Source organism: Sphingomonas sp. SP2 (genome assembly GCF_058313385.1).
Map to the genome: position 1 here is coordinate 1,965,664 of NZ_JBZFLD010000001.1, position 15,338 is coordinate 1,981,001.

The following is a 15,338-nucleotide window of genomic DNA, read 5'->3' on the forward strand; positions in this document are numbered from 1 at the left end:
GGGTCAAGCCCGGGGTGACGCTCACTCTTCGAGGACGACTTAAGCCGAGGCCTTCTTCGCCTTCTTGGCGGGGGCCTTGGCCGGAGCGGCGTCCTTGACCGGCTCGGCCGGAGCCGGCTCGGCGGTCTCGCCCTCGACCGCGCCCTTGGCGGGCTTGGCGGCCTTCTTCTTCGGCGCGGCCTTCACTTCGTCAGCGGTCGCGGCGGCTTCGGCAGCGGGCGCTTCCTCGGTCGCGGCGGCAGCGGCCTTCTTGCCCTTGGCAGCGGCCTTCTTGGCCGGCTTCGCCTCATGGGCATGGTCGTGGCCGCAGCCCGGACCATGGACATGGCCTTCCTCGGCCTCGAGATCGGCTTCGATCTCGGCGCGGGTCGCGGTGCGATCGCTGATGTCGGCCTTGGTGAAGAGGAAGTCGACGACCTTGTCCTCGTAGAGCGGGGCGCGCAGCTGGGCAGCGGCCATCGGCTCCTGCTGGACATATTGGATGAAGCGATCGCGGTCGGCCGGCTGATACTGCTGGGCGGCCTGCATGATCAGGCGGTTCATTTCCTGATTGGTGATCTCGACGCCGTTGGCGGCACCGATCTCGCTCAGCAGGAGGCCGAGGCGGACGCGTCGCTCGGCAATCTTCTTATATTCGTCCTTGTCCTTCTCGATCTCGGCCTTGGCGGCTTCGGGATCGCTCTCGTGGCCGGCTTCATGCTCGAGCTGCGCCATGATGTTAGCGAACTCGGCCTCGACCATCGACGGCGGGACGTCGAAATCGTGGGCGGCGGCGAGCTGGTCGAGCAAGCGGCGCTTCATGTGGGTGCGGGTCAGGCCGTTCAGTTCCTGGCTCTGCTGGTCGCGGAGCAGGCCCTTGAGTTGGTCGAGGCTCTCGAGACCGAGGGTCTTGGCGAAATCGTCGTCGATCTTGGTCTCGCCCGCGACCTTCACCGCCTTGACGGTGATGTCGAAGGTGGCCGGCTGGCCCTTGAGGTTGGCGGCGGGATAGTCGTCCGGGAAGGTGACGGTGAGCGTGCGCTCCTCGCCGACCTTGGCGCCGATCAGCTGGTCCTCGAAGCCGGGGATGAGCGTCCCCGAGCCGATCTCGACCGCCATGTCGGTGCCGGTACCGCCCTCGAAGGCGACGCCGTCGGCGGTCTTGCCGACGAAGTCGATCACGACCTGGTCGCCGGTCTCCGCCTTCTTGCCCTTCTTGGCGTCCTCGAAGCGCTTGGACTGGCTGGCGAACTGCTGGACCTGCGCGTCGACCGCGCTCTCGTCGACCTCGGCGGTCAGGCGCTCGAGCTTGAGGCCGTCGATCTGCGGGGTCGGAACGTCGGGCAGGGTCTCGAGACGGACGGTGACCTCGGCGTCCTTGCCGGGCTCATAGCCTTCCTTGAGTTCGATCGCCGGCTGCATCGCCGGGCGGAGCTTCTGCTCGCCGAGGAGTTGCTGGACGCCATTCTGGATGGTCGTCTGGAGCGCGTCCTGGTGCAGCGCGTCGCCATGCATCTTGCGGATGAGGTTGGCCGGCACCTTGCCCGGACGGAAGCCCGGCATCCGCACCTGCGGCGCGATGCGCTTCACTTCGTCGCCGATGCGGGCATCGATCTCGGCTGCCGTGAAGGTCAGCTGGTAGGCCCGCTTCAGGCCTTCGTTCTCGATCTCGACGCTCTGCATGATGGTTGAATTCCCGGGTAAGCAGTTGATGTTTTTAGCGGATCAGCTCGCTTGGGTGTTAGGCGAAGCTTGGTGCGGGCGAAGGGACTCGAACCCCCACATCTTGCGATACTGGAACCTAAATCCAGCGCGTCTACCAATTCCGCCACGCCCGCGCGAGCGTTCAGGGGCGGCCCTATAGCAGGTGCCAGCCAAGGGGCAAGCGGGCGACGGGAGCCAAGCGACGACCCGGTTCGTTCAAGGCCTCATGCAACAGCTCCCCCCCTTCCCCGACGACGCCCCCGGCGCCGACCCCGCCACCCCTTCGCAGCCGGCGCAGCCGAGCCAGCCCGGCCAGCCGACCGAGGCCCCGCCCGAGACCCCGCCGACCGAGGCGCCGATCGACGTGCCCTCGCCGCCGAGCCCGGCAACCGACCCCTCGCCCACCCCGATTTCGCCGGTGGGCGAAGCCTAGACGCGTTCGGCGCGGGCGATCAGGCGATCGATAAGGGCTTCGGCGAGGAAGCCGATCGCCGCGCCCGCGACGACATCGGTGAGATAATGGCGGGAGCGCAGCACCTGCGCGCCCGCCGCGACTCCGGCGAGACCAAGCGCGGGAGCACGGCCGCCCGGCCAGGCGCGCCCGACCGCCATGGCGACGGCGACCGCGCCCGCGGTATGGCCAGAAGGAAAGCTGTTGAAGTCGCTTTCGTGGCGTCGGCCTTCGCGAAGCACATATTCGCCGCGTTCCGCCGCCGCATCGGGCCGGGTCCGGTCGACCGCCTGCTTGATGACCCCGCGCACCGCGGTGGCGACGAGGTGCGCGGCGAGGATCCGCGTCCCGCCGCGCCAGGTCGGGCCGTCGCGAAGGAGGACGCCGGTGGCGAGGGTCGCCGCCGCCGCGGCGTAGAGCGGTTCCTGATCCGACAGATCGCTGACCGCCCCGATCGCCTCGACGGCGCGGTTGCCCGCGAGCGGGATCAGGAAGTCGGCGACGGCGGCGTCCCATTCCTCGGGCGGGGAAGATGCCTCGATTTCGGGGTGGTTCCTGCTCTGGCTCATGCCGCACCAACCCGCGCATTGCCGCGGATGTTGCAGTCCGTTTGACAGCGTGCGGCGTGGGCCTATCCCCGCAGGTCCAAGCGAGCGGAGCAGAGACGGGTGATGGGTGCAGCGTTCTTCCTGGCCGCGGCGATGGTCGCCGCGCCGCCTGTCGTCACTGCCCCGCCTGCGCCGCCGCCACCGGTGGCGCAGCGCAGCATCGCCATCAACGGTGTGCGGATCAGCGTCGGCGGCAAGGCCTGGCCGACCGTCCCGCCCGGGCCGATGCTCTCGGGGCCCGACTGGGCCGACTATAATATCTACCCGGCCGAAGCCCGCGCGCTCGAGCAGGAGGGCTCGGTCCGGAGCGCGCTTCTGATCGATGAGCAAGGCCGGACGATCGATTGCAAGGTGATCGTCTCGAGCGGCTACCGTGCGCTCGACGAAGGCACGTGCGCGCGGATGAAGGAAATCCTCTGGCAGCCGGCGAGCGTCGATGGGAAAGCGGTGCAGAGCAGCCGCACCCTCGCCATCTCCTGGCAGCTCGGCGACCAGCTTCCGATCACGCGCTCGACCGCGGCCTCGGTCGTGCGGTTCGAGGGCGGACGGCCGCGCTCCTGCACGATCGCCATCACCGGCCCCGCCTTCAAGCCGTTCGAGCGCAGCGGCTGCCTCTCGACCGAGCGGCTGGTCAACACGCTCGCCCCGCTCGGCGACCGCACCGTCCGGATCGAGCTCATCATCGTTCCCGAGACCGAAGAGCTAGGCAAGGCGCCCAAGCGCCTGCTCGCGTCCCGCCGGGTGCAGTTCGGGGTCAATGACGAAGGCGATCCGGTCGATTGCGCGGTGGTCGGCGAAAGCGGCGATCCGCGGCTGCTCGGGCCGGCGACTCCGGGGGTGTGCGACGACCAGCTGCGGCGACTGTGGTTCGCGCAGCCAGGGGAGGACGATCCGCAGCACGGTCTTTACGAACTGCGGGTCATCGACGTCAGGCGCTAGGTTCAGCTCCGGCGGCGGGCGCTCGCGACCATCGCCTCGAAATCGGGCAGCACGCGCGCGAAATAATGGGTGCGCGCGGCGTCGACCATGACGAGGTAAAGCTTCCCGTCGATCACCGCGCCGACCGCCCGGCCCTTGCGCCAGACCTCGTCGCCGTCGAGATGCTCATAATCATATTGGAAGCCGTTGGCGCCGAGGAAGGGCCGCGGCGCGAGGGCGAGCGTACGATAGTCGACCGAGCCGCCCTCCACCCGGTAGAGCGTCTCGATCAGCCCGGTGATCTCGGGCGCGGTCATGTCCGAGCGGAACTTCGGGACCTGCCGGTCGGCCTTATATTCCTGGCGAATGATGCGCTTGTCGTTGGGGAGACCCGCAATGAAGCTGACCGAATCGAGATAGGGACCGTTCAAGGTCCAGTCCTCGACCCAGCGGACATCGGTGAAAACGCTGCGCTGGGTGCGGTTCCATTCGCGCGGGGCGGTGATGCTCATCGCGCCCGAGCCGACGTTGATCGTCTGGCCCGCGCGGACCAGCGAATATGGACTGGCAAAGCCCCCGCCCCCGGTTCCGGTGGAGGCGCAGGCGGAAAGGGCCGAGAGGCTAAGCGCAGCGGCGGCGAAGCGGAGGGTGCGGGTCATGCGGGTGCGCGCCTTTCAGCTCTGGATCATCTGGCGCACGAAGGGCGCGTCGGGGGCGCCGGGCGCCATGGCGAGATAGCGCTGCAGCGCGACCCGGCCCTCGGCGGTCCGGCCTTCCTTCATCAGCATCACCCCATGCCAGCGCCAGGCGTCGGGCGGGGCATCGGGATAGCGGACCGCGGCGGCATAGTCGGCGGCCGACGCGGCCTTGTAGCGGTCGGCGTTGCGGAGACGATTGACCTCGGCGCGGGTGAAAAGGAGCTGGCCGTTCCAGCCGTCCTTGGCGAGCGTTTCGACGATGTAATTGCTGGCGCCGGGATCGTTCAATTTGACCTGGTCGTCGAACAGCATGGTGCGGATGGGCGCGATCGCGGCCTGGTAGCGCTCGCGTCCGCGGTCGTAACTGCGGCCCGGCACAGTCAGTTCGGCGGCCGACAGCTTGAGGTCGTTGAGGCGCTCGCGCGGCGCCGGGTGGGTGGCGAACAGGCTGTAGCCGCGATCGACCCGCTTGCGTCGCTCGCGCGCCGACCATTCGAGCTCGGTGATGAGCTGGTCCCAGGTCTCGGACATGGACAAGGGCGCATAGCCGGCCTCGGCGATGAGCTTGACGCCGAGCGCGTCCGCCTCGGCCTCGAGCTGGCGCGAATAGCGGAACAGGGTCAGCATGGTGCCGAGCTCGGCCAGCCGGACGAGGTCCCCGGTGTAGGTGCCGGTGGCGCCGCCCGCGAGCCCCGCCCCCATCGCGATGGCGGTGAGGATATTGCTCTTGCGCTTGAGGTCGCGCCACGAGCGTAGCTGGTGCTTGAGGAGGAAGTGGCTGCTCTCGTGGGCGATGACCCCGGCGAGCTGCGCCTCGTCGCGCATCCGGAGCAGGAGGCCGGTGAAGACGACCGTGAAGCCGGTCGGGAACATCATCGCATTGAATTCGGGAATGCGCGCCAGATAGATGCGCATGTCCTTCGCGGCCGGACCGCCGACCTTGCCGATCAGCCCCTGAAGATAGCGGTTGAGGCCGGGATCGCGGACGAGGAGGTTCGAACCCGCGACTTCTTCCTCGACCCGCTCCATCTGCTGCCACAGGCCCTTCTCGTCGGTGTCGACCGCCATGTAGCCGGGACCGATCAGCGGACGGAGCGAGGACGGCGCGATGCGCGCGGCACCGGGCGCCGCGACCAGGGCGGCAGCGCCACCGGCGATCATCGCCCGGCGGGAAACGGCAAGCCCGCTCACTTGGCGGCGCCCTGCGCGGCGGCCTGGGCACGGCGGACGTCGCGGCCCGGCTTCATCCGTCCAAGAAGTCGCTCGACCATCTGGTTGGCGCCTTCCGGGGTGCGCAGGTCACCCATCTTGATCCCCGCTACCTGGCTTCCGGCGGAGAGGACATTGAACCAGACCACCTCGCCGGTGCGCAGGTCGACGAGGCTGGCATAAGCGCTCTGCCCGCCGCCGCCGATGTTGGGCGCGCAGAAGCCGACGAAGCAGCCGGCGATCCCGAGCACCTGCAGCGCGACGCGGCCGCCATCGGCGATGCTGTCCTCGGCATGGAGGAAGAGGGCGTAATCATAGCCGGTCGCCTGGCCGAGGCGGACCGCATCCTCGCCGAGCGTATAGTCGAGCCCGCGGCCGCGCTTGGTCGGAAGCTCGGCTCCGGCGAACTTGTGCAGCGCGATCGACGAGCCGACCGCATTATGGAGCCGTTCGAGGTCGGCGATCGTGTCGGCGGGGACGTTGGGCAGCGCGTTGCGGCGATCGAGGACCAGCGTCTGCCCGCCCCGCCCCGATTGCTGCGCGCGCAGCGCGGCGACGACATTGGCGCGCGCGGTCTCGGTCCAGTCGGCGCGCGGCTCGGTGAGGCCGCCGGCCTTGACCGAACCGACGGTCACGTCAGGACGCATCACCAGCAATTTATAGTCGCCCTGCGGCGGGGTGAACTGGAGGTCGGCGATCTGGCGGGTCTGGACACAGGCCGACAGGCTGAAGGCGAGTGCGCCCATCGCCGTTACGTTGCTCAACCGCCGCATCGTCCGGGACCCCTCTTCACGCACCCAAGGGCAGCAAAAGCCCATGCACTTCAACCACTTGGTAGCCAATCGGCTAAGTGATGCAAGCTTTCCGCCAGATGAATGAATGCGCTTCCCGCCGGCCGCGATCAACCGCTTAGACTTTCCTAACGGCGCGCTAACCCTGTCTTTACGCGGCTTGGTATAGCTTGCGCCCTTACCAAGCGTCCCACCTCGGTTTTGGGGGGCGGAAAGGAACGGGAATGGCGCAATCCGGAGTGGCACGGAAGACCGGGTCGGCAGTGGCCGAGGCCCATGCCGCGCGCCTCGATGCGGCCGGCAGCCACCAGCATGCCCATGCCGCCGACCTCGCCGGTCCGCTTGCGCCCTATCGGGCCCGCGACCTCGACGATTTCGTGCATCTCCTGTGCGCCATCTACGGCCGCCAGCCGAGCGTGATCGAGCTTGCGCTCTTCTCCGCGCCGCCGGCGCCGGTCCGCGCCTGGCTCGAGCAGGCCGCCAATGCCTTCGAGCGCGAGCGGCTCTACCTCGTCCGGCTGACCGCCGCGGCCGGCCCGGTGCCGAGCACGCCCGGCGCCGCCGAGACCGAAGCCGCGCTGGTCGCGCAGCGCCATGCGCTCGAGACACTGGCACGGTCCGAGCGGCAGGGCTGCGCGCTCGGCGCGGCGACCGCGCTGGTCGGCGACTGGCTCAACCTTCGCCCTCTCCTCGACCGCGCCGCACACCGCGTGTCGGTCGACGTCCCGCCCTGCGCGCTGCCAAGCGAGCAGTCGATCGCCGACATCCTGCTCGATGCCGCCGAGGGCGTCGCGGCCGAGCGGGCGATCCGGTTCGGCGCCGAGCAGTTGCTGCTCCAGCACCGCGCCTTGTTCGACCTGCTCGAGGCCCGCAGCGAGGCGCGCGAGGACTACTAAGCGTCCGCGTGGCCTGCTACGCGCGGGCCATGCGCTTCGAAGGCACCCATGATTATGTCGCGACCGACGACCTCAAGGTCGCGGTCAATGCCGCCGTCACGCTTCGGCGGCCCCTGCTCGTCAAGGGCGAACCGGGAACGGGCAAGACCGTGCTCGCCCACGAGATCGCCCGCGCGCTCGATGCGCCGCTGATCGAATGGCACGTCAAGTCGACCACGCGCGCAATCCAAGGCCTCTACGAATATGATGCGGTGGCGCGGCTGCGTGACGGCCAGCTCGGCGACCCGCGCGTCCACGACATTGCGAATTACATCCGCAAGGGGAAACTCTGGGAGGCGTTCACCGCGCCCAAGCTCCCCGTGCTGCTGATCGACGAGATCGACAAGGCCGACATCGAATTCCCGAACGACCTCCTTCAGGAGCTCGATCGGATGGAATTTCACGTCTACGAGACGGGCGAGACGGTGAAGGCGGCCGAGCGGCCGGTGGTGGTGATCACCTCGAACAACGAGAAGGAGCTGCCCGACGCCTTCCTGCGCCGCTGCTTCTTCCACTATATCAGCTTCCCCGACCGGGCGACGATGGAGCGGATCGTCGAGGTCCATTTCCCCGGCATCCAGAAGATCCTCGTCGGCCGTGCATTGGACCTCTTCTACGAGGTGCGCGAGGTGCCGGGCATCAAGAAGAAGCCGTCGACCAGCGAGCTGATCGACTGGCTGAAGCTGCTCCTCCACGAGGATATGCCGCTCGAGGTTCTGCAGAACCGCGATCCCACCAAGGCCATCCCGCCGCTGCACGGCGCGCTCTTGAAGAACGAGCAGGACGTGATGCTGTTCGAGCGCCTGGCCTTCATGGCGCGGCGGAAGGGGTAGGATAAGCCGCCCAAATCCGTCGTCCCCGCGCAGGCGGGGACCTCGGGAGGGGAAGGGTTGACTGAGGTCCCCGCCTTCGCGGGGACGACGGCTATGTAAGGTGAAGGTGGTCCGCGAGGTCAGCCCATGTCGGATTGGCTTCTTCGATCAGCCGCACCTTCCACGCGCGCGACCATTTCTTGATGCACTTCTCGCGCCAGATCGCGTCCTCGATACGCTCGTGCGGTTCGGCAAAGACGACGTTCAGGCAATTGTATTTGCGCGCGAATTGGGAACCTTTGCCCGACCGGTGCTGGGTGAGGCGTTCGGCCAGGTCAGCGGTGACCCCGGTGTAGAGGACGCCGTTGGGCTTGTTAGTCAGGATGTAGACCCAGCCGCTCATTAGCGCGTTGCGGCGATCTGACTGAGGTCCCGGCCTTCGCCGGGACGACGATTGTCGGGCATGGCCGGCCTCCCCTTTTAGAGCGATCCGGCGCCTTGGAGCTTACCCCTACTCCTCCCGGTACGCCAATTCGAAATTGCCCCAGCGGCGGCCGTTGATGAAGAGGGGCACGAAGACGTTCTTGACCGGGTAGGTCTTGTCGCCGAGCTCCATGCGGTAGGTCATCAGCATCGCCGGCTTGTCGCTCTCGATCGCGGCCCGGGTCTGTTCGTCCATGAAGATGCGGCGGTTGCGGCAGTGGGCGTCGTTCCAGACGGGATCGGGCCCGGGCTCCTGGCAGCGCTCGGACAGGTGGGTCGGAAGGAAGCCGTCGACGTTGGTGATGGCCGAGCCGAGGATCCGCGCTTCCTTCATCTTGAAGCGGTCGAGGATCGGGCGAATATGCTCGTCGGCGAAATTGCAGAAGCGATTGTCATACTGGACCGGGTTGCGGCCCGGGATCGGCGTGTAGGTCCGGTCGAACACGTCATCCATGACGATCTCGCCGCGCGTGATGCCACGCTCGGTCGCCTCGGCGATGGCGCGCATCGCGTCCTGCGCGAGGATGATCATCGGCGTGTCGTCGATCTCGGCGCCCGAATTGGCGAGCGTGTCGAGCATGGTCGCCGACAGCATCTCGAGCTTGGACAGGCGCTGCTGCGCCTCGACCAGCGCGCCGCCATTCTCGCGCGCGTCCTCGGCAAAGTCGGTCAGGCTCGCCTTCACCCGGTCGACGCTCGACTGGATGAGGCTGGTCGAATGGGCGATGCCCTCGGTCTGGCGGTCGACCATGCCGACGATCTCGCTCACTTCGCGGACCGTTTCGCTGATCTGGCCGAAGCCGTTCTGGGCGGCGCGGCTGCGCTCGACGCCGGTCTTGATCTCGGTGGTGACCGCGCCCGCCTCGCGGGTCAACTCGCTGATGGTGAGGCCGATCTGGCTGGTCGCGGCGCGGGTGTCGTGCGCGAGCTTCTTCACCTCGGCTGCGACGACCGCGAAGCTGCGCCCGGCGTCACCGGCGCGGGCGGCCTCGATCGTGGCGTTCAAGGCCAGCATGTTGGTCTTGCGGGCGATCGCCTCGATGGTCGAGGAGACGCTCTGGACTTGGTTCATCGCGGCGGCGAAGCCGGCCATGCGCTCGCCCAGCTGGACGACCAGTTCGGTCAGGCCCTTGAAGCCCATGATGGTCTGCTCGATCGCCTCGCGACCGGCATCGAGCTTGGCCTTGGCCTGCTCGGACAGGAGACGCGCCTCGTCGGTCGAATCGGACACGCGGGCCTGGTCGGCGAGCAGCCGGGTGGTGACTTCCTCGAGCCCATCGAGGGTCTTGAGGTGGACTCCGATGCGCTGCGACACGTCGGTCACGTAGCCGGCGACGTCCGAACATTCGATCGACAGCGAACCGCAGCTCCGCGCCACGGTGCGGATCGCATCCTCGGTGACCTGTTCCAACCCGGCCGTCGCCATACTCATCCCCGGCAAACTGAAAGCTTGTTCGCGGCGGATGTAACGGGGAGCTCCTACCGATCGGTTAACCACCAAGAGAAAGGGCGCCGGCCCTGCGACCGACGCCCTCCCCTTTGGCTAATCTCGAAACGGAAGATCAGGCCTGCGTCTGCAGGTAGACCAGCCACATCTGGGCGATCCCGGCGCGCTGGCCCTTGACCGCGTTGAGCGCCGCCGTCGCGCCGGCCTTGTCGCCCGAGCGAGCGAGCGCGATGCCGAGGCGGAGGTTGGCGAGGTCGGCGGCGGCACCGCCCTTGGCGACGTCGGCGCGATAGGCGGCGGCCGCCTTTGCATAGTCACCGCGGCCGAGGTAGACGTCGCCGTTGGGCGCGCTCTTGTCGGCGGCGTCGCGGGTGCTGGCCGACGCGTAAGTGTCCTTCCAGAGCGGCTTGCTCTTGTCGAGCTTGCCCGCCGCGAAGGCCTCGTCGAGCACGGCCTTGGCCTCGCCCGGAAGGCCCTTCGTCATCAGCGCGTCGACATAGGGATAATAATCGCCCTCACCCTCAAGGCTCTTGGTGGCGCGCTGCAGGCGGAACAGGTCGATCTTGTCCGACGCCTGGAAGTTGCCGAACTGCTCGGTGATCTTGATCGCGGTCCGCCAGTTCTCGCTGGTCGGGGCGGTCTTGAGCTGGGCGACGGCGAGGTCCTTCGCGGCCGGCAGGCGGTTGTTATAGGCGATCGCGAGGATCCGGCGCTGGAGCTTCGGATCGGCGGGCTTGCCGGCGCGCTGGTCGAGCTCGGCGGCCTTCTGAAGGTCAGCGACGGCCTGCGCATACTTCTTCTGGCGGTTGTTGAGCTCGCCGCGCAGCAGATAGGCGTCGGTGTTGTTCGGATCGAGCGCCAGAGTCTGGTTGACGTAGGTCTCCGCCTTGGCGTCGGCATTGCTGTTGTAGCTCAGCCGGGCGGCATTGATCGTCAGATTGGCAAGGTCGGCGCCCTGCGGGATGCCGCTCGCGATCATGCCCTCGAGCACCGGGATCAGCGCCGCGTCATTCTTGGCGTCGAGATAGGGCTTGAGCTGAAGCTGATAGGCGAAATAGCGGTCGGTCGGAGTCTTGGCGGCGGCGAGCGCCGCGGCCGACAGGGCTGGAAGATCAGCGACGCGATTCTCGTTCGCGGCCTTCTGCAGCGCCTGGAGCGCCGGACCGGCTTCCTTGGAGGCCTGCAGCTTGGCGGCGGGCGCCGCCTGCTTCTGCGCCAGGGCCGGGACCGGCGCGGCGGCGGTGAACAGGAAGGCAGCCATCAGCGCCTTGGCCTTCATCGACATTCAGAAACTCCTCCGTGAATGGGTGACGGTCCTTTAGACCGCTCGTTGAAACCTCGCCAGCGCTACAGCCCGAATGCTGCTGAACAATGATTGAACCACGCAATTACAGAGAGTTAGCGGGCGGTATGGACGGCAGTGCCACGGCTTTGCTAGCCGCCGCCGCGTGATCATCCTGCTTTCGCCCGCCAAGACGCTCGATTTCGCCTCGCCCGCGCCCGAGACTCCGACCCCGCCGCGCTTCGCCCGCGAGGCGGCGAGCATCGCCCGCGCCGCGGCCAAGCTCAAGCCCGCCGAGCTGGCGGCGCTGATGCACATCTCTGACAATCTCGCCGAGCTCAATGCGACCCGCTTCAAGACCTTCCGCAAGGCCGAGGAACGGCCCGCGATCCGCGCCTTCGCGGGCGATGTCTATCGCGGCTTCGACGTGAAGAGCGCGGACGAGGACGTGATCGCTTATGCGCAGGACCATCTGCGGATCCTTTCGGGCCTCTACGGCCTGCTCCGGCCACTCGACGCGATCCGCCCCTATCGGCTGGAAATGGGGACGAGCTGGAGCCCGAGTGGCGGCAAGCTGGTCGAGCATTGGGGCCGCAAGGTCGCGCGGAGCGTGCTGTCGGACCTCAAGGAAGATGGCAGCGGGATCCTGATGAACCTCGCCAGCAACGAATATTTCGCGGCGGTCGGGCCGTTCGTGCCCAAGAAGGGCGTGACCCTGGTCAGCCCGGACTTCCGGGTGCGGACCGCCAAGGGGCTCCAATTCCAGAGCTTCGCCGCCAAGGTCGCGCGCGGCACACTGGCGCGCTGGCTGTGCGAGGAGCGGGTCGAGGATCTCGCTGCCCTCCCCCGCTTCGACCGCGACGGCTGGGCCTTCGATCCCGAGGGAAGCACGGCGGCCAAGCCGTTGTTCGTCCGCGCCTAATTCCCCGGCGAAGGCCGGGGCCCAGGGCTCTCGCCGGACCAGGAAGAACCGGGCTCCTGCCTGCGCAGGCGAACCGGATGGCGGAACCCCATAATTCCCTCGCGCGTACGCGCGCGCGCTGCTAGTCGATTGCCGGGCGGGTTCGCCCCGAATGACAATCATAAGCAGGTAGACACTTGGCCACTGAAGCCCCGGCGGACATTCCGCCCCCGAGCGACGTCATTGCTCCCATCTCCATCGTCGAGGAGATGAAGACCAGCTACCTCGATTATGCGATGAGCGTCATCGTCAGCCGTGCGCTGCCGGACGTCCGCGACGGGTTGAAGCCGGTGCATCGCCGGATCCTCTATTCGGCCAGCGAGAACGGCTTCTTCTACAACCGGCCCTACCGCAAGTCCGCCCGCATCGTCGGTGACGTGATCGGTAAATATCACCCCCACGGCGACACCGCGATCTACGACGCGCTCGCCCGGATGACGCAGGACTGGTCGATGCGGGTCCCGCTGATCGACGGCCAGGGCAACTTCGGATCGATGGATCCCGATCCGCCCGCCGCCATGCGTTACACCGAGGCGCGCCTCGCCAAGGCGGCCGGCTTCCTGCTCGACGATCTCGACAAGGACACGGTCACCTTCCAGCCCAATTATGACGCGTCCGAGCGTGAGCCGCAGGTGCTCCCGGCGCGCTTCCCCAACCTCCTCGTCAATGGCGCGGGCGGAATCGCGGTTGGCATGGCGACCAACATCCCGCCGCACAATCTCGGCGAGGTGATCGCCGCCTGCCGGGCCTATATCGAGGATCCGGCGATCACCAGCGAACAGCTGATGGACTATGTGAAGGGGCCGGACTTCCCGACCGGCGCCATCATCCTCGGCACCGCCGGCATCCGCTCGGCCTATACCAGCGGGCGCGGCTCGATCGTGGTCCGCAGCCGCTACAAGGTCGAGGAAGGGCGCGGCGACCGAAAGTCGATCGTGCTCACCGAAATCCCCTACCAGCAGGGCAAGAATGCGCTGGTCGAGAAGATCGCCGAGGCCGCCAAGGACAAGCGCATCGAGGGCGTCAGCGACATTCGCGACGAATCGAACCGCGAGGGCGTGCGGATCGTCATCGACCTCAAGCGCGACGCGACCCCGGAAGTGGTGCTCAACCAGTTGTGGCGTCACACGCCGGCGCAAGGCTCCTTCCCGGCCAACATGCTGGCGATCCGCGGCGGGCGCCCGGAGACGCTGGCGCTGCGCGACATCATCGAGAGCTTCATCAAGTTCCGCGAGGAGGTCATCACCCGCCGCACCAAGTTCGAGCTGAACAAGGCGCGCGAACGGGCCCATATCCTGCTTGGCCTGGTCGTCGCGGTCACCAACCTCGACGAGGTGGTGCGGATCATACGTGGTTCAGCCTCGCCCGCCGAAGCGCGCGAGGCGCTGCTGGCGCGCGAATGGCCGGGCGACGAGATCCGCCCCTACATCCAGCTGGTCGAGGCGATCGAACCGCAGGCCGCGGGCGAGACCTATCGCCTGAGCGAAGTCCAGGTGAAGGCGATCCTCGATCTTCGCCTCCACCGCCTGACCGCGCTGGGCCGCGACGAGATCGGCAACGAGCTCGAAGGCCTTGCGAAGACCATCGGCGAACTGCTCGAAATCCTTGGGAACCGCGTTCGCCTCTACGAGGTGATGCGCGAGGAGCTGGACGACGTCGACGCGCAATTCTCGACCCCGCGGCGGACCGAGCTGGCTGCCGCCGCCGACGGCATCGACGACGAGGATCTGATCGAGCGCGAGGACATGGTCGTGACCGTGACCATGACCGGCTACATCAAGCGCACCGCCTTGTCGGTGTTCCGCGAGCAGAAGCGCGGCGGCAAGGGCCGTTCGGGCATCGCCACCAAGGACGAGGATGCGGTCACCAACCTGTTCGTGACCTCGACCCACAATCCGGTGCTCTTCTTCTCCAACCTCGGCCGGGTCTACCGGATGAAGGTCTGGCGCCTCCCCGAGGGCGGGCCGACCGCCAAGGGCCGGCCGATGATCAATCTCCTGCCGTTGGCAACGGGCGAGGTCATCACCACCGTCCTTCCGCTGCCCGAGGACGAGGAGCAGTGGAATGCGCTGCACCTGATGTTCGCCACCGCCCATGGCGCGGTCCGGCGCAACAGCATGGACGCGTTCAAGAACATCCCGACCGCGGGCAAGATCGCGATGAAGTTCGGGATCGCCGACGAGGGCGAAGAAGAGGATGCGACCGACCGGCTGGTCGGCGTGGCGCTCTGCAGCGAGGAGGACGATGTCCTGCTCGCGACCCGCAACGGCAAGGCGATCCGCTTCATGTCGACCGCGATCCGCGAATTCCAGTCGCGCTCGTCGACCGGCGTCCGCGGCGTCCGCCTGCTCGGCGACGACCAGGTCATCTCCATGTCGATCCTGCGCCGGGCCGGAACCTCGCAGGAGGAGCGCGAGGCGTATCTGCGCAGTCCCAAGTGGCGCGACAATGATGCGGCCGAGGGCATCGAGGCCGATCGCTACGCCTTCATCGCTGAGAATGAGCAGTTCATCCTGACCGTCACCGAGAACGGCTTCGGCAAGCGCACCAGCGCCTATGAATATCGCCGCACCGGACGCGGTGGCCAGGGCATCACCAATATTGACACCTCGGAGCGCAATGGCGGCGTGGTGGCGAGCTTCCCGGTCAAGCCGGGCGAGCAGATCATGCTCGCGACCGACCAGGGCAAGATGATCCGCACCACCGTCGGCTCGATCCGAATCGCCGGGCGCAACACGCAGGGCGTGATGATCTTCCGCGTCGACAAGAGCGAGCATGTCGTCTCCGTCGCCAAGATCGACGAGGAGGAAGAGGTCGAGGTCGAGACGCTGAACGACGGCGAGACCGTGGTCGACGATGGCGCGAACACGGCCGAGCAGGAGCTCGACAAGCCGGTCGATCCCGGGGTGAGCGAGGATTAAGTCGCCCGCTCCTCCCCTTCAGGAGAGGTGGCGGCCGCAGGCCGACGGAGGGGTTCGTGCCGACCGCACCAACCCCTCCGTCACTTCGTGACAGCTCCCCTGAAGGGGAGCGGCAAAAGGTTGAGCAACCCTCCCCCGC

General features: G+C 67.5%; 14 protein-coding genes and 1 tRNA gene. 6 read left to right on the forward strand and 9 right to left on the reverse strand.

Going from position 1 to position 15,338, the window contains the following annotated elements:
- Positions 1-39: 39 nt before the first annotated feature.
- Together tig and AC4GYU_RS10020 are read right to left on the reverse strand one after the other, a co-directional pair.
- Positions 40-1,662, reverse strand: coding sequence for a trigger factor (tig, locus tag AC4GYU_RS10015; protein WP_491086739.1), 1,623 nt, complete (start codon positions 1,660-1,662; stop codon positions 40-42).
- Positions 1,663-1,732: 70 nt separating this feature from the next.
- A tRNA-Leu gene (locus AC4GYU_RS10020) sits at positions 1,733-1,817 on the reverse strand.
- A gap of 92 nt (positions 1,818-1,909) precedes the next feature.
- Between AC4GYU_RS10020 and AC4GYU_RS10025 the strand changes: the two genes are divergently transcribed.
- Positions 1,910-2,116 carry a hypothetical protein gene (locus AC4GYU_RS10025; protein WP_491086740.1) on the forward strand — a complete coding sequence of 69 codons (207 nt, stop codon included), beginning with the start codon at positions 1,910-1,912 and terminating at the stop codon, positions 2,114-2,116.
- Here AC4GYU_RS10025 and AC4GYU_RS10030 read toward each other — a convergent pair.
- A complete protein-coding gene (locus tag AC4GYU_RS10030; protein WP_491086741.1) occupies positions 2,113-2,703 on the reverse strand; it encodes a phosphatase PAP2 family protein in 591 nt (196 codons plus the stop codon). The two genes, AC4GYU_RS10025 and AC4GYU_RS10030, sit on opposite strands and share 4 nt — an antisense overlap.
- 102 nt (positions 2,704-2,805) lie before the next feature.
- Between AC4GYU_RS10030 and AC4GYU_RS10035 the strand changes: the two genes are divergently transcribed.
- The gene (locus tag AC4GYU_RS10035; RefSeq protein ID WP_491086742.1) at positions 2,806-3,681 is read left to right on the forward strand and encodes an energy transducer TonB; all 876 of its coding nucleotides are present in this window, start codon (positions 2,806-2,808) and stop codon (positions 3,679-3,681) included.
- Positions 3,682-3,683: 2 nt separating this feature from the next.
- On the opposite strand, the gene AC4GYU_RS10040 is transcribed toward AC4GYU_RS10035, so the two are convergent.
- Genes AC4GYU_RS10040 through AC4GYU_RS10050 form a run of 3 tightly spaced genes read right to left on the reverse strand, consistent with a single transcriptional unit; the run spans position 3,684 to position 6,340 of the window.
- On the reverse strand, positions 3,684-4,319 hold the full coding sequence (locus AC4GYU_RS10040) for a hypothetical protein (protein ID WP_491086743.1): 636 nt from the start codon (positions 4,317-4,319) through the stop codon (positions 3,684-3,686).
- Positions 4,320-4,334: 15 nt separating this feature from the next.
- Entirely contained in the window at positions 4,335-5,549 is a 1,215-nt protein-coding gene (locus tag AC4GYU_RS10045) for a M48 family metallopeptidase (RefSeq protein WP_491086744.1), read from the reverse strand.
- Positions 5,546-6,340: a hypothetical protein gene (locus tag AC4GYU_RS10050; protein WP_491086745.1), complete on the reverse strand. Its 795-nt coding sequence runs from the start codon at positions 6,338-6,340 to the stop codon at positions 5,546-5,548. The genes AC4GYU_RS10045 and AC4GYU_RS10050 overlap by 4 nt, the downstream gene beginning before the upstream one ends.
- Positions 6,341-6,582: 242 nt before the next feature.
- On the opposite strand from AC4GYU_RS10050, the gene AC4GYU_RS10055 reads away from it, so the two are divergent.
- A complete protein-coding gene (locus AC4GYU_RS10055; protein ID WP_491086746.1) occupies positions 6,583-7,254 on the forward strand; it encodes a DUF6975 family protein in 672 nt (223 codons plus the stop codon).
- Positions 7,255-7,283: 29 nt separating this feature from the next.
- Positions 7,284-8,126: an AAA family ATPase gene (locus tag AC4GYU_RS10060; protein WP_491086912.1), complete on the forward strand. Its 843-nt coding sequence runs from the start codon at positions 7,284-7,286 to the stop codon at positions 8,124-8,126.
- Positions 8,127-8,217: 91 nt separating this feature from the next.
- Here the strand turns inward: AC4GYU_RS10060 and AC4GYU_RS10065 are convergent, their stop codons facing one another.
- From AC4GYU_RS10065 to AC4GYU_RS10075, 3 genes are all read right to left on the reverse strand, one after another.
- Complete coding sequence (locus AC4GYU_RS10065) at positions 8,218-8,508, reverse strand: GIY-YIG nuclease family protein (protein ID WP_491086747.1); 291 nt, start codon at positions 8,506-8,508, stop codon at positions 8,218-8,220.
- Positions 8,509-8,616: 108 nt separating this feature from the next.
- Positions 8,617-9,999, reverse strand: coding sequence for a methyl-accepting chemotaxis protein (locus AC4GYU_RS10070; RefSeq protein WP_491086748.1), 1,383 nt, complete (start codon positions 9,997-9,999; stop codon positions 8,617-8,619).
- Between the two features lie 151 nt (positions 10,000-10,150).
- Entirely contained in the window at positions 10,151-11,320 is a 1,170-nt protein-coding gene (locus AC4GYU_RS10075; RefSeq protein ID WP_491086749.1) for a tetratricopeptide repeat protein, read from the reverse strand.
- Positions 11,321-11,483: 163 nt separating this feature from the next.
- Between AC4GYU_RS10075 and AC4GYU_RS10080 the strand changes: the two genes are divergently transcribed.
- Entirely contained in the window at positions 11,484-12,239 is a 756-nt protein-coding gene (locus AC4GYU_RS10080; RefSeq protein WP_491086750.1) for a YaaA family protein, read from the forward strand.
- 248 nt (positions 12,240-12,487) lie between these two features.
- Positions 12,488-15,199: a DNA gyrase subunit A gene (gyrA, locus tag AC4GYU_RS10085; protein ID WP_491086913.1), complete on the forward strand. Its 2,712-nt coding sequence runs from the start codon at positions 12,488-12,490 to the stop codon at positions 15,197-15,199.
- The last annotated feature ends 139 nt before the right edge of the window (positions 15,200-15,338 follow it).